This window comes from Blautia sp. AF17-9LB (genome assembly GCF_003479185.1).
In the GTDB taxonomy this organism is placed as follows: domain Bacteria; phylum Bacillota; class Clostridia; order Lachnospirales; family Lachnospiraceae; genus Fusicatenibacter; species Fusicatenibacter saccharivorans.
The window spans coordinates 62,388-76,322 of sequence record NZ_QUGU01000001.1; the positions used below are offsets into that span (position 1 = coordinate 62,388).

A 13,935-nucleotide genomic window follows, 5' to 3' on the forward strand; every position below is an offset into this window, starting at 1 on the left:
TACTGTGTTTTTTGCACATGCAGCATAATGGAGGTGACTTAGAAAACATGACAGCAAAACTGTTGGAAAAACATATTACCGATACAATTCGGGAATGGCAGGTGAAGATCGGCTATGAGGGCGGTACGATGAAGCTCTACTACCCGGCGGAGTCCCTGCGCCGTTCCCTCTCTTTAGACGAAACAGAAGACCTGGCTAAAGCGCTTTCCGCGTTCTGTAAGAACGTACAGCCGCGCCTTGGAATGCTCGCTATTTCGGCAGTCAAAGACCGCTACTGTGTGGAAATCCCGGAGGAGGGATGCTCTTATATTGAGCGGGAAATCCCTGTTCCGGAGCTCCTGCAGAACCTTCTGCAGGTGATCACAACGCCTGGAAACACAATGGAACAGGTTCGAAACTGCTTTTCTTCCTATGCAGAGAAAATGCATACTACCGTGGAAGAAAACGCATCCGAGGAGCATGAGATGGGCCATGTATTTTCTTTTTCAGACCCGTCTGTAGATGAATACTGTTACTGTGTCGAAGAAAATGAATTCGGCCTGACGTATCACCGTTTTTCACGGGAAGATTACGAGGCTTTATAAATAAAAGGAGGATATACACCATGGAATTTACAAAACTGCTGGAAGAAAGAAGAAGCATCCGCGCGTTTGATCCGGAGAAACACGTAACCGCAGAGCAGATCCAGGAGATCGTACAGGCAGCGATTCAGGCACCATCCTGGAAAAACTCACAGACAACACGGTACTATGCCCTTGTAACACCGGAGAAAGTCGAAGAATTTTCCGCAAAATGCCTTCCAGAATTCAATCAGAAGAGTTCAAAGGGAGCCGCACTTGTCGTAACAGCATTCGTAAAAGACCGCTCCGGCTTCACGCAGGACGGAACACCGGACAATGAAGTCGGAAACGGCTGGGGCTATTACGATCTTGGCCTGCATGACGAAAACCTGATCCTGCGCGCAAGAGAACTCGGCCTTGATACTCTGATTATGGGAATCCGTGATGAGAAAGCTATCCGTGAAGCCCTCTCCATTCCGGAGAATGAGCTCCTTGGTGCTGTCATTGCTGTCGGCTACCGTGCCATCAACCCGGACAAGCCGAAACGTAAAACCGTGGACGATATCTTAAAACTGTTCTAAATCCGGCGCATCCGTGTGAAGACGTGCGCGGTACTTTCCAGGTGGGAATCCAAAGAACCGGGAAAACTGCTTGCTGAACGCATAGACATCGCCATATCCGACAAGACCGGCAATTTCCTTCATCGGTACGCCGCCCTCGAGAAGAATACAGGCCTGCTCCATTTTCTTCCTAGTGCGGTACCGTGCAGGAGAGACGCCGGTCTGTTTTTTAAATACTTTTCGAAACGTCTCATAACCGATCTGGAGTGACCGGGCAAGCTCTTCGAGAGAAATTTCTTCATCAAGATTCTGCGAGAGCATATCGCAGGCGGCCTCGATCGGATCCCGCTGCAGATTCACCCGGTGCGCATGGTAGCCGTACATTCGCAGAATCTCTTTTTCCATCTCCGGAATCCGCAAAGGCAGCAGACTGTCCGGTGTGGCCTTTAACGACTGCAGAAGCTTCTGATACCGCTCGAGATCGCCGGGAAGCAGCTCTGCCTTTAGCACCGGCTCCCGGTTCAGAACCGAAAGCGAGCAGAAAGAATCAAAAAACGGTTTCCCAATCGAGATAAAAAATTCCAGCCATTTCCCATCGGGGTCTACGCGTGTGGAATGCGGCACACCCGGCAGACGCTGGACCATACTTCCCGCCTGCAGCGGATAGGAGGTGCCGTCCTCGGCAATATATTCCCCGCTCCCGCGCAGCAGCACGAAACAGCTGTAATACTCGTTCGAAAAATGATACTGCGAGCGGTCCGCCGTCTCTTTCCGCATAAAACCGCACGCCAGAATCCCGTTCTTCATTTCATTTCCAATACAGCGATAGATAACATCGCTCTTTTCTATTTTTGCAAGCAGATATTCCGGTATCATACGACTTCTCCTTTGCTTTCCCATTTTGGATAAAAGAAACACCAGATCAACTATTTCTCATCCACGTGCAGTGTTTTATACTGAATCATAAGATAACTGCATGAATCTTCTGAAAATCCACAGATGTATTATATCACAGGAAAGCAAAAAAGGAACACCAATCTGGATAAAAAGAAGAGAGACAGTCGGAAAATGCGAAAGCAAAGGCAAGGAGGGTTTCAAGAACATGAGACAGACAAGAGACTGGGAAAATCAGTATATAACGCAGAAAAATCGTTATCCGATGCATACGCCATACGGTGCGTATGAGACGGTAGAGCAGGCGCTCGCCGGAAATCGGAACGCGTCCCGCTTTGTAATGGATCTGAACGGAGACTGGAAATTCAAAATGTATCCGTCACCGGAAGCGGTGGAAGCATTTTATGAAGAGAATTTCGATCACGCAGCATGGGATGCGATTCCGGTGCCGTCCAACTGGGAACTGCAGGGATATGGAAAGCCGGTTTACACCAATATGCTGTATCCGTTCAAACGGGAGGCAAACGGCGAAGCATTTGAGATCGAGATTACCGAAGGCACCTACGAGCTGAATGCGCCGTACGTACCGGAGAAAAATCTGACTGGCTGCTATTTCAGAACCTTTGAGGTTCCAACAGACTATATTGGCAGACAGCTTCTCATCGATTTCGGCGGTGTGGAGTCCTGCTTCTATCTCTGGGTCAACGGAAAACAGGTGGGGTATTCCCAGGACAGCAAAGTGAACGCGGAATTTGACATCACCGAATATGTGCAGGAGGGAACGAACACCCTCGCCGTACAGGTGATGCGCTACTGTGACGGTACTTACCTGGAAGATCAGGATTACTGGCATCTGTCCGGTATCTACCGCGATGTCCGCCTCGTATCGAAACCGGTGCAGCACATCCTGGACTATAAGGCAGAGACACTGTTCACACACCCGGATTACACGAAAGCTACTCTCTCTGTCACGATCTGGCCGGACAACTCCAAACCGTTGTACGGCGAGTATCATGCCAAAGTGACGCTGTATGATGCAGAACAGAACAAAGTAACCGAGATGGCTTCGAGACCGTTTGCTGAGTGCGGCTTCTATCTGATGCCGAAATTTATCGCAACCGTTACTGCTCCGGTAGAGAACCCGGCACTCTGGACTGCAGAGACTCCGACACTTTACACCCTCGTTGTCGAGCTGCAGAACAAAGAGAATGAGACGGTTGATATCGAGAGCTGCAAGGTCGGCTTCCGCCAGGTGGAGATCAACGGCCGCGGCGTTCTGACCCTGAACGGCAAGCGCCTTGTGATCCGCGGCGTAGACCGCCACGATTTTTGCGCCGAGACGGGACGTACCGTTTCTGAGGAGCAGATGCGAAAAGAAATTGCTGTAATGAAACGTCTCAATTTCAACGCCGTCCGCACCAGCCATTATCCGAACGCGGTGAAATGGTATGATCTGTGTGACGAGCTTGGCATTTACCTTGTCGATGAGACAAATCTTGAGACGCACGGTTACGGCGGACAGCTCAGTGCATCCGCTGAGTGGACAGCCGCTTATCTGGAGCGTGCAACCCGTATGGTACTGCGTGATAAAAACCATCCTTCCATCGTCTTGTGGTCCCTTGGAAATGAATCCGGTGCCGGGGCGAATCATGCCGCGATGCACGGCTGGATCCGCGAATACGACAAGACAAGATACGTTCAGTATGAGTCCGGCAACCCAAAGAGTAATATTTCCGACGTTATCTGCCCAATGTATCCGACGATGAGCTGGCTTGAGGATGTGATGGCAGACGATTCCGATCTCCGCCCGTTCATTATGTGTGAATACGCTTATGCAAAGAGTAACAGCAACGGAAATTTCAAGGAGTTTTGGGACTATGTCAATAAATACCCGCGTTTCCAGGGCGGCTTTATCTGGGATTTCGCGGACAAGGCGATTGCGATCCACGAGGAGGACGGAAATATCAAATACGGCTACGGCGGAGCGTTCGGAGAGGATGTGACCGATCCGGTTCCGGATATGTGTCTGAATGGTGTTGTCTTTGCCGATCTTTCCTATAAACCGGGCGCCTATGAGGTGAGAAACGGCCAGTCCCCGGTTACGATTGAGCAGGTGAAAAATCCATATACCGGCGAAACTATATGGGTGCTGGCAAACCGCTACCATACCCTCGATCTTTCTCATCTGCAGGTGCGCTATGAAATTGTGCAGAACGGCGAAACGCTTGCAAAAGGCAGCTATCCGGCATTTTACACGGCAGCCGGAACAACAGAGACGCTTCCGCTTCCGGAGCTTCCGGCGAAACTGCATGGCGAGGCGTATGTAAATTATTACGTTGAGCTTGCCCAAGATACCTTCTATGCACCGGCGGGAACAGAACTATACCGCCGTCAGATTCCGGTTACTACAGGTGTTTATCTGGCAGACGAGAAAACGATTGTGGAGAAACCACTGACCGTAGCGGAGGATGAAAATCATGTTCGCATCACCGGCGAAGAGACCGAAATTATCTTTGATAAAAAGACAGGTGAATTTACCAGATATCAGGCAAAGAGCGTTTCTTTTATGACCGGCGGAAAAGATGAATTTTATCGTGCCCCAACCGGTATTGATGAGGGAACCCATGAAAGTGATTACGATGATATCTGGCGCGCGGAAGGTCTGGATCGTCTGAAAAAGAAAGTACAGTCAGTATCGGCTGTCAGTGCCGGAAATCAGGTGCTTCTTGAAGTGCAGGCTTCCTATACCGCGGAGCCGGACAACGCAGTACTCTTTACCGCTCATACTCTGTATCGCATCGGCAGTGAGGGAATGGAGCTGAAAAACGAAGTAACAAACAACAGCGGCCTTGAGACCATCGCAAGAGTCGGACAGTCGTTCTGCCTTCCTGCAGCGTTTGATACGCTCAGCTGGTATGGAAAAGGACCCTGGGAGACGTATGCAGACCGAAAGGACGCAGCTTTTACCGGATTTTACACATCTTCTGTAGCAGAACAGCACGTTCCGTTTGTAGTACCTTGCGAATGCGGTGGCCATGAGGATACGCGATTTGCCGTTCTTTCAGATGGAACACATACTGTTCAGATTGTAGGCAGTGATGATTTCCATTTCAGTGCGCTTCCATATTCTATGGCAGAATATCGAAAAGCCGCATATGAGGAAGAACTTCCGGAGCATACGACAGGAACCTGGCTGATCCTGGATGCAGCACACGCAGGCCTTGGCGGAGATACCGGCTGGACGAAAAATATTCACCCGGAATATCGTGTATGCAAGGGAAGATACAGCTATACGTTCCGTTTCCATTTCGCATAAAAGAAAAAATCGGCCAACTGCCTATTGGATTCTTACGGAACAAATTACAGATTTCTCGTGAATGCTGCAAAGGTTGAAGCAAGAGATACGATTTATCAGCGAATGAAGGCTGGTGAATATATAAGGGAAGAACTTACACCAGATGGACTTCATCCAAATGATAAAGGACACAAACTTGTTGCAGAAGAAATTGAAAAATTCCTTGAAAGCGTGAAAGCAGAATTAGAAGTTGAGGAAAAAGAACCTGTTTTTCCGAAGGCAATGACGGAGAATGCATACGAGAATGCAAAACGCCTGACAATCCGTGAAATTTCACCAAAACTTTGCGGATTTCATGCAGATATGGAAGAGAAAACAGGACATCTTGATCATTTTAAAAATGGATGGATCGGGAAAAAAGCCGGGGATTCTATTCATTTTGAGGTGACTGCTTCCTGCAGTGCAGTGGAGAAAAGAAAATTCATACGGTAGATATAACAATTCTTCCGGAAGAGGTAACGGATACAACTCCATTTTATCTGATGTCATTAATTATTGCATAAGATTTTTGAAGGAGAGGTTTCTGGAGATTGAGACAGCAGCACTTGGAAATGAAGCTGGAATGATCGGTGCAGCAAGTTTACTGTAAAATATGGAGGAGATAAGATGAGAATTAATCCTGATAATAAAAAAATACGTTATAGCGGAAGGATTGACTGGGCGAATCCAAAAGAACCAATCTGGGTTTATCCATGTACATCTGTGGAATTTAAATTTACAGGAAAATATTTGAAAATTTTCCTGAGAAACAAAAATGAATACTGGCAGAATTATCTTGGATGTATTTTAGATGGAGTGCAGTCGTGTTATTATCTGGATAACGAGAAAGAGAATGAAATAGAGATTCGTGTTCCTGAGAATGAAAACGGAGAACATCATGTTCTTTTCTTTAAACGTCAGGATTCCTGCCATGAGATGCACATCCTTGGATTTGAAATTGAAGACGGAGCAAAATTATTGGAACTTCCGGATGCACAGACAAGAAAAATTGAAGTTTACGGAGATTCTGTATCAGCAGGAGAAGTGACAGAAGCAGTGGATTATACAGGAAAGACGGACCCTGAACATCAGGGAGGTTATTCTAACAGCTGGTATTCCTATGCATGGATGACAGCACGTATGCTGAATGCACAGATCCATGATATCGCACAGGGCGGAATTGCATTGCTGGATGGACAAGGCTGGTTCCATGAGCCGGATCAGATTGGAATGGAAAGTGCCTGGAATAAAATCCGCTTCAATAAAACATTTGGTGAACTGACAGAATGGGATTTTAATCAGTATACACCGCAGGTTGTTGTCGTGGCAATTGGCCAGAATGATAATCATCCGTTTGATTACATGTCAGAAGACTATATGTGTGAGAAAGCAATTCTTTGGAGAGAACACTATACAGAATTTTTAAAAAAACTGCGTCAGGTATATCCGAAGGCATCGGTCATCTGCTGTACGACATTGCTTGAGCATGACAGTTCTTGGGACAAAGCAATTGACGATGTAGTGGTTTCTATGGGAGACCGTAAGATTTCCCATTGTATCTTTAAAAGAAACGGAGCAGCGACTCCAGGACATCTCAGAATTCCAGAAACCTATGAGATGGCGAGAGAACTTGCTGATTATATAGAGAATCTGGGAATCGAGGAATGGAAATAATTAGAATAGTAGAGTAATAAGAGGAAGATATCCTGGTGGTCTGATCCGGTTTTATTAGGACATTATCCGGATGAGGGATTGGTGCGTTATGAAAAATATCTTCCGAAAATCACAGAAGAAGATATGCGTCTGATCTCAGAACCGATCGATATCTATGGACAGAATATTTATAATGGAAGATGCGTCCGTATGGGGGAAGACGGAAAGCCACAGGAGGTTTGCCGATATGAAGGATTTCCTAAAACTGCGATCCAATGGCCGGTAACACCGGAATGTCTGCAGTGGGGACCGAAGTTTTTATATGAAAGATATCATAAGCCAATTTACATCACAGAGAACGGATTATCCTGCCATGATGTGATCTCATTAGATGGAAAAGTGCATGATCCAAACAGAATTGATTTTCTTGCAAGATATTTGCGAGAACTGAGAAAAGCAGCAGAGGAAGCGGATATCAGAGGATATTTCCAGTGGTCTTTGATGGATAATTTTGAATGGGCCAAAGGTTACTCAGATCGATTTGGACTCGTATATGTGGACTACAGAAATCAGGAGAGAATTATGAAAGATTCCGCATTCTGGTATAAACACGTGATAGAAACAAACGGAGCAGAATTATAAATGGAAATAAAAGATCCCTTTTGGGGTTTATTTAGTAGCGTTAATAATAAATACTTGACAATTTATAAGGAGTGGTGTAGGGTAAAGGTGTCAAAGGAATTTCACCGGATCGGGTGTAATTCCGTTCACTATCCTATACGAAAAGAAGAGGTATTCATGATGAAAGAATTAAAGCCAATCAAAGAGGGTAAGGTACGCGAGATTTATGATAACGGCGACAGCCTGATCATGGTAGCAACCGACCGTATTAGCTGTTTTGACGTCATTCTGAACAATGTGGTAACAAAAAAAGGTACCGTTCTGACCCAGATGTCCAAATTCTGGTTCGATCTGACAGAAGACATCCTTCCGAATCATATGATCTCTGTAGACGTAAAAGACATGCCGGAATTTTTCCAGCAGGAGAAATTTGACGGAAACAGCATGATGTGCCGTAAGCTGGAAATGCTTCCTATCGAGTGCATTGTCCGCGGCTACATTACCGGAAGCGGCTGGGCAAGCTATCAGAAAACAGGAAAAGTATGTGGCATCGAGCTTCCGGAAGGATTAAAAGAATCTGACAAGCTTCCTGAGCCAATCTACACTCCGTCCACAAAGGCTGAAATCGGAGATCATGACGAAAATATCTCTTATGAGCAGAGCATCGCCCATCTGGAAAAATACTTCCCGGGAAAAGGAGCCGAGTATGCAGAGAAGCTTCGCGACTACACCATCGCTCTGTATAAAAAATGTGCTGATTATGCTTTAAGCAAAGGCATTATCATTGCAGACACAAAATTTGAGTTTGGTCTTGATGAAAACGGAAATATCGTAATCGGCGACGAGATGCTGACTCCGGACAGCTCCCGCTTCTGGCCTGCAGACGGTTATGAACCAGGCCATGGTCAGCCATCTTTTGACAAACAGTTCGCGCGCGACTGGCTCAAAGCCAACGATGGAAACCACGACTGGACTCTGCCGCAGGAAATCGTAGACAAGACGATCGAGAAATATCTTCAGGCATATGAGATGCTGACAGGAAAACCGCTGGCATAAAGAACATCATAGTGTTAAAAAGCTACAGGAGGCAGGTTCTGCCTCCTGTTTTTGCATATTTTGTGATAAGATCAGATGATAATCTGATACTCAAATGCGTGAAACATGTGATATAATGGGAAGAAAGACAGGATGCGAAGGAGGAAACACGATATGAAAATTGCTGCTGCAATTGAAAAAATGACAGATTTTTATAAGGGAAATATTCATGATATTTATCATTTTCTGAAGGTATGGGCCTTTGCAAAGAACATCGGCGAGGCGGAAGGACTGGATCCAAAAACACAGGAAACGCTGGAGATGGCAGCTGTTGTCCATGATATTGCCTGCCCGCTGTGTCGGGAAAAATACGGAAATACCAGCGGAAAGCATCAGGAAGAGGAAAGTGCGCCGCTCGTTGCAGAATTTTTCAAAGATGTACCGGCAGGAGAACTGGATGTCGAACGCATCACATGGCTGGTTACGCATCATCATACCTATACAAATGTAGAGGGAATGGATTACCAGATCCTGCTGGAAGCCGATTTTCTGGTCAATGCCGGCGAGAGCGAATATTCAAAACAGGCGATTGAAAATTTCTGCAGAAAAGTATTTCGGACGGAAGCGGGAACGCATCTGTTGAAGAGTATGTTTCCGGAGAAGGAATAAGGTCATGAAGTGTGACATCCTCCCCCACCTCTACAGGTGGTGGAGGATGTCACTTTTACAGCAGGACAGCCGGGGTCATTTAACCTTTATGGCGGTCAACCGGGAGATCCCGAAGTATCTGGATGCTACCTTATGGAACAGGGGATTTGTGGATACAAACGGCAAATACTATGAGCTTTGGAATGCGCAGGCACAGTATTATACGGAGTAAAATTTTGGCAATCTGTCGGCAGAAGCCATTCACAGAGAGATTGACGGTACACTGAAACGGCTGGGAACAGATTATCTGGATCTGTATATCATTCACCGTTTTGACTACGAAACTCCGATTGAGGAAACAATGGAAGCCCTGAATGTATGACCGCACTGGCATGGCAATGGGCGAAGGGAGTCAGCTCCCCGATTATCGGTGCGACCAAGGCGGCAATTGTTTCGTAAAAAATTATGGCATGTAAAACGCCGTCAGACTTGTTGTAGTCTGACGGCGTTTTGCGTTAGGAAGCTCTTTGAAGAAACATCTATATTATTTCGTTTCCTGTCCCGCTTTCTTCCGGAACAGTTCTTTTCCACAGCTGATGACAATGATGACACCAAGAACCATCAGCAGAATGGCGATGATGAGCTGCAGTCCCTCAACGAGGAAGACAGCGGTTCCTGCTCCATACGCTTTTACAAGTGCGATGACACGCTCTACCAGTGCGGTAAAGGTGACGCAGAGCATGATGATAAGCGGCGGGAACAGGGTTCTGTTTTCACGGCCGGTGACTTTCAGGAAGACACAGAGCGTGATCAGAACGAGTGCACTCAGCATCTGGTTTGCACTTCCGAACAGCGGCCAGATATTGGCATATCCGATCTGAGTCAGGATGTAGCCGCAGAGCAGAGTAACAATGGTAGAGAAATATTTATTGCAGAGCAGCTTTCTCCATCCGGCAGCATGTTCCATATCATCGACAGTGAACAGTTCCTGGAAGGACATACGGCCGATTCGTGCAACGGAGTCAAGACTGGTAAGTGCCAGCGCCGATACACACATAGTCATGAAGCACTGTGCTCCGTATACCGGGATGCCGAACATTTCCAGAAATCCGGCAACACCGGAAGAAAAGATCGCAAATGGCGTTCCGACAGCAGCCGTACCGTCTGCAGAAGCAGCAGCACCGGCAACGCAGAGGGCGAGGACGGCAAGCAGGCTCTCCAGAACCATAGCTCCGTATCCGACTTTCTGCATATCTTTTTCATTCGCAATGGTTTTCGAAGAGGTTCCAGACGATACCAGGCTGTGGAATCCGGAAACAGCACCACAGGCAACGGTGACAAACAGGATCGGGAACAGATCTCCGGATGCCGCATTGTGGAAACCGGTGTACATTGGAAGATTCATTTTCGGGTGTGCAACAACAAGTCCGACAACAGCGCCAAGGATCATGCCGGCAAACATAAAGGTTGTCATAAAGTCACGCGGCTGCATCAGAAGCCACATCGGAAGGACAGCGGCAAGAAAGATGTAGGCAAATACCAGATAAGTCCAGGTTGCTTTGCTTGTTACAAGCGGTACATTCATGCCGATTGCAAAGGCTGCAACAGTGCAGGCAAGGCCGAGTACCATTTCTTTCCAGCCTTTCCACTGCAGTTTTTTCTGGAGCAGTCCGAAGACAACAGCAAAAGCGATAAATAGCAGGGAGATGCTTCCGGCAGCGCCGTTTACAGTTGCCTGGGCAGAAAGCTTTGTGACGCCGTCAACCGTTTCGTAAGCATTAAATGTTCCGGCAACCATATCTGCAAAGGCGGCGATAACGATCAGTGTAAAGAGCCAGCAGAAGAGAAGAAACAGTTTTTTTCCTGTTTTGCCGATGTATTTCTCAATGAGAAGTCCCATGGATTTTCCTTCGTTTTTGACACTCGCATACAGCGCACCGAAATCGGTAACAGCACCAAAGAAGATACCGCCGATCAGGATCCATAAAAGGACGGGAACCCATCCAAAGACAGCGGCCTGAATGGCACCGGTGACAGGGCCTGCACCTGCGATTGAAGAAAACTGATGGGCGAATACGGTCCATCCATCGGTAGGGACGTAATCCTGACCGTCATTTTTTGCAACGGCAGGTGTTTTTGCTTTAGGATCGATGCCCCATTTCTTTGCCAGCCAGCTTCCGTAGAAGGTATAACCTGCTATCAGACATACGGCGGCGATCAGTACAATAACCAACGTGTTCATAATAAAATTCCTCCTCGTTCAAAAATGATATTTCCAGTTTACATGGATTCCAAATGGAAAAAGAAAAGGGAAAAGGCAATTGTGTTGGTATGCTTGGAAACAAAAAAAGCTTCGTCTCCCTGACTTATGCAAGAAGACGAAGCTTTCAAAAACGCTCCGCGTTACCACTTCTAATTATCGGCTGTTTCTTTTGGTCGATCACTCAGACAAGATCCCCGATGATACACTTTCCGGTGAATCTCTTCTCTGCTAACGGTGAGAGGCCGGTCCGGACTACTTTCCATTTCTGGTTTCGTCTGTACAGCTCACAGGGGATTGTTCTTTGGGATACCTGCCATCTCGCACCAGCCGATGGTTCTCTGCAAAGGCTCACCCGAAAAATGTTGTCCTGCTCATTGCTTTTTTCTGATCCCTTTTTTCTTTTGAACACTTTGCATTATAGTCTCATTTTTCGGTTTGTCAAGCAATTTTAAAAAAAATATCATGTTTTTTCCCTGAAAATAGTAAAAATCTATTTCTTGACACAGAAAACCAAAATTTTTATAATAGAAGAAAAAGCGCAGAACCAGAAGGCTTCTGCGGAAAGGTGGTATTTTTGTATGGGGTATTATGACAAAGAACGTGTAAGGGGATTTTTGCACAATCAGGACGGTATTATTGTGAATGATTTCGGAGAAGAGGTGATTCTCCGCGGCTGGGGCATGGGAAACTGGGATAATCCGGAAGGATTTATGCTCGGCACCCAGAGCGGCTTTGGACTGTTCGAGCCTGGAAAATATGCGCCGATGGGACGCATGGACCGTGGAAGAAGTATGGACCAGATTCTACGGGAGACCTGCGGAACGAAATATGCGGAGGAGTTCTGGAAACGCTGGAGACGGCTGTATCTGACGGAGGAGGATATTGCACTTCTCTCCAGACGCGGTTACAATTCCGTGCGTCTGCCGATCCGCGCAGGAAGCTTTCTGTATGAGGAGCCGGGGATTACGTATAATGAAGATTCCTTTGCCATGCTGAATGATGTTCTCGACTGGTGTGAGACGTATCAGGTTTATGCTGTCGTAGATTTCCATGCGGCAACGGCAGGCCAGTCCGGAATTCCGTGTGATGACGGCGTGGACAATGGACAGCATCTGTATGACGATGAAGAATCGATGGAGCGGATGTTTCTTCTGATGGAAGAGTTTATGAGAAGATACAAAGACCGCTGGATCATCGGCGCATATGACTGTATCAACGAGCCGATCTCCATGACGCCGCGCCGCGAGGAGCTGACACCGAAGCTGGTCTATTTTTACGAGAAAATGATCCGCCGCTGCAGAAAGATCGACCAGAAACACTTATTTTTGCTGAATGGTACACAGTTTTCCTCTCTTACATATTTCTTTGATCATGAGTTTGACCCGGAATACCACAACTGGGGCATCAGTCTTCATGCGTATGAGATGGTTGTTCCGGAGGTAGCTTCTCTTGCCAGCGTTCTCCGTACCTGCCGGGAACAGAAGATCTGCCTGTGGATGGGCGAGACAGGAGGAAGAAATGAGCACGCATGGCAGACAACGATGTATGAGATTCTTGCCGAGTACCACGCCGGTTATAATCTGTGGTGCTGGAAAACGGTAGAGGGAGCAGGATGTGCTTCGATTCTGAACTTTAATGTTCCGGATGAATGGCATCTGATTACCGATTATGCAATTAATGGAGCTGCAAAACCGTCCTACGAGCATGCGCAGGCCATCTGGGACAGCTACCTGGAATGCCTGGCGGTCGATAAATGCAAAGAAAATACGCAATATCATCCTTATCTGCTTCGAGAGGGCGATTTTGAGATCCCGGCGATCGGCTACAACGCGCTGCCGATGGATTCACTCCGTGGTCTTAGTGATCTTCCGAATGCTGCAGGATATCGTCTGTATGACCGGTTTGAATTGATTTATGAAAAAGGATATCATCCTGAACCGGCCGGGTTTGCCGCACCGGGTCCGATCAAACATCCGAGAGATCATGTACAGCTTCAGCTGGGAGCAGGAGAGTATGCTTCCTATACAATCCGTGAAAAAGAAACCTATACCGTTTCTGTAACTTACTGTGCAGACAAAAAGGTGAAGGTACAGGCAGCTATTCAGGGAGAGACTCTTTTTGAAGGGGTAATGCCTCCTGCCGGTGAGAAAGTAACTTCGGATGTTCATCCATATTTTGCATATGAAACAGCACCGAACACACTCGAACGGTTCACACTCGGTACCGTTACAGGAGAAGGCATTCTGAAAATAGAGGTTCTGGACGGATGTGCACGGTTCGGACAGATTGTGATTCGGAAAAGTGAAAAATAGCAGAACATAACGTTTCTTTATGAGAAATAAATAACAGATCTATCTGCCCGCAGGA

Annotated in this window: 12 protein-coding genes and 1 pseudogene; 11 read left to right on the forward strand and 2 right to left on the reverse strand. The window is 46.9% G+C overall.

Going from position 1 to position 13,935, the window contains the following annotated elements; genetic code table 11:
• Positions 1 to 47: 47 nt before the first annotated feature.
• Positions 48 to 584, forward strand: a complete 537-nt coding sequence (locus DWX00_RS00320; RefSeq protein WP_158576323.1) for a DUF3877 family protein — start codon at positions 48 to 50, stop codon at positions 582 to 584.
• Between the two features lie 20 nt (positions 585 to 604).
• Entirely contained in the window at positions 605 to 1,141 is a 537-nt protein-coding gene (locus tag DWX00_RS00325) for a nitroreductase family protein (protein WP_117508939.1), read from the forward strand.
• Here the strand turns inward: DWX00_RS00325 and DWX00_RS00330 are convergent.
• A complete protein-coding gene (locus DWX00_RS00330; protein WP_158578717.1) occupies positions 1,127 to 1,996 on the reverse strand; it encodes a helix-turn-helix domain-containing protein in 870 nt (289 codons plus the stop codon). The two genes, DWX00_RS00325 and DWX00_RS00330, sit on opposite strands and share 15 nt — an antisense overlap.
• A 226-nt stretch (positions 1,997 to 2,222) precedes the next feature.
• On the opposite strand from DWX00_RS00330, the gene DWX00_RS00335 reads away from it, so the two are divergent.
• From DWX00_RS00335 to DWX00_RS00365, 8 genes and pseudogenes are all read left to right on the forward strand, one after another.
• Positions 2,223 to 5,330, forward strand: a complete 3,108-nt coding sequence (locus DWX00_RS00335; RefSeq protein ID WP_158578719.1) for a glycoside hydrolase family 2 TIM barrel-domain containing protein — start codon at positions 2,223 to 2,225, stop codon at positions 5,328 to 5,330.
• 57 nt (positions 5,331 to 5,387) lie between these two features.
• The gene (locus DWX00_RS00340) at positions 5,388 to 5,801 is read left to right on the forward strand and encodes an SGNH/GDSL hydrolase family protein (RefSeq protein WP_147342480.1); all 414 of its coding nucleotides are present in this window, start codon (positions 5,388 to 5,390) and stop codon (positions 5,799 to 5,801) included.
• Between the two features lie 174 nt (positions 5,802 to 5,975).
• On the forward strand, positions 5,976 to 7,022 hold the full coding sequence (locus DWX00_RS00345) for an electron transporter RnfD (protein WP_118594433.1): 1,047 nt from the start codon (positions 5,976 to 5,978) through the stop codon (positions 7,020 to 7,022).
• A 27-nt stretch (positions 7,023 to 7,049) separates the two neighbouring features.
• Positions 7,050 to 7,643 carry a glycoside hydrolase family 1 protein gene (locus tag DWX00_RS00350; protein WP_330416875.1) on the forward strand — a complete coding sequence of 198 codons (594 nt, stop codon included), beginning with the start codon at positions 7,050 to 7,052 and terminating at the stop codon, positions 7,641 to 7,643.
• Positions 7,644 to 7,802: 159 nt separating this feature from the next.
• Entirely contained in the window at positions 7,803 to 8,678 is an 876-nt protein-coding gene (locus DWX00_RS00355; protein ID WP_055217859.1) for a phosphoribosylaminoimidazolesuccinocarboxamide synthase, read from the forward strand.
• A gap of 153 nt (positions 8,679 to 8,831) precedes the next feature.
• Positions 8,832 to 9,326, forward strand: a complete 495-nt coding sequence (locus DWX00_RS00360) for an HD domain-containing protein (RefSeq protein WP_117508936.1) — start codon at positions 8,832 to 8,834, stop codon at positions 9,324 to 9,326.
• Between the two features lie 46 nt (positions 9,327 to 9,372).
• Positions 9,373 to 9,537, forward strand: a complete 165-nt coding sequence (locus DWX00_RS19515; RefSeq protein ID WP_022462877.1) for a hypothetical protein — start codon at positions 9,373 to 9,375, stop codon at positions 9,535 to 9,537.
• Positions 9,538 to 9,681 (forward strand): annotated as a pseudogene (locus DWX00_RS00365) (aldo/keto reductase); the annotation flags it as partial.
• 168 nt (positions 9,682 to 9,849) lie between these two features.
• Here the strand turns inward: DWX00_RS00365 and DWX00_RS00370 are convergent.
• Positions 9,850 to 11,547, reverse strand: a complete 1,698-nt coding sequence (locus DWX00_RS00370) for a carbon starvation CstA family protein (RefSeq protein WP_022462875.1) — start codon at positions 11,545 to 11,547, stop codon at positions 9,850 to 9,852.
• Positions 11,548 to 12,146: 599 nt separating this feature from the next.
• Here DWX00_RS00370 and DWX00_RS00375 point away from each other — a divergent pair.
• Positions 12,147 to 13,880 carry a glycoside hydrolase family 5 protein gene (locus DWX00_RS00375; RefSeq protein WP_118594434.1) on the forward strand — a complete coding sequence of 578 codons (1,734 nt, stop codon included), beginning with the start codon at positions 12,147 to 12,149 and terminating at the stop codon, positions 13,878 to 13,880.
• Positions 13,881 to 13,935: the final 55 nt, after the last annotated feature.